The 786-nt window shown below is 45.2% G+C and carries 1 protein-coding gene; it reads right to left on the bottom strand.

The window, feature by feature from the left end; all coding sequences use genetic code 11:
- Positions 1-76 precede the first annotated feature (76 nt).
- Positions 77-271: a hypothetical protein gene (locus tag ACW5W8_RS23765; protein WP_498630875.1), complete on the bottom strand. Its 195-nt coding sequence runs from the start codon at positions 269-271 to the stop codon at positions 77-79.
- Positions 272-786: the final 515 nt, after the last annotated feature.

The following is a 786-nucleotide window of genomic DNA, read 5'->3' as shown; positions in this document are numbered from 1 at the left end:
TACTTTGGCGAGCAGAAGGGTACCACCAATCAGCAGTTGGCCACCTCTCGCCATTCATCCATGAGTGTCGCACTTATTATCTGAATTCCCGCTGTCGATTGGAAACATAGCCACTGATCGGCATGTTGTTTGGGAAAAGCAACTCATACAGTACTTCTGCCCCGTCGCGGCCGTTGCACCAGTTTTTGAATGCCTGAAAACGGCGCTGAAGATCGGTAATTGCCCGACTCATTCCTTTATTATTCAGATCAAGCGAAACATACAAATTCATTGCAAAAAATCCTTTAGTTATTGCATGTTAATTTTAAGGGCAACAGCTCACATAACAGAACGGCAACGTTGTGAATTTTCGATAAGCCTAATCAGAGAAAAATATATAAGAACAATTAGAGCCGTTTTTGCATTGCATTACTCTGCCTCACCGCACAAAACAACACTCAGGGCGAGAGCATGAGTATATTTTTTTAGCTTTCATAGCGAGATAGGTTGCTCGGCCAATTCTTGGCAAATTTGACATCGCATGCCCAGCATGCCGCTGTACAAAGTTTGCGCAACAAATAACCTTGCAACTCGGAATGACAGTGGTTAAATTTGGTGAAATTAACATTTCAATAGCTCACGCCCTCGCCCTGCCGAGACAAGTAACCCGATATGGTGTTGGGTGGCACACCCAAGCAGTACTTGGCGAAGGTCTATCGGGAATTCAGATAATAAGTGCGACACTCATGGATGAATGGCGAGAGGTGGCCAACTGCTGATTGGTGGTACCCTTCTGCTCGCCAAAGT

The sequence above is a fragment of the Aeromonas aquatilis genome, assembly GCF_054052405.1.
The sequence above is the reverse complement of the archived record's forward strand: the minus strand, read 5'-3'. Positions and strand labels throughout refer to the sequence as shown.

What these genes read in the sequence shown, in the direction of transcription:
- ACW5W8_RS23765 (WP_498630875.1), bottom strand. Translation starts at nt 271, where the DNA reads ATGAATTTGTATGTTTCGCTTGATCTGAATAATAAAGGAATGAGTCGG.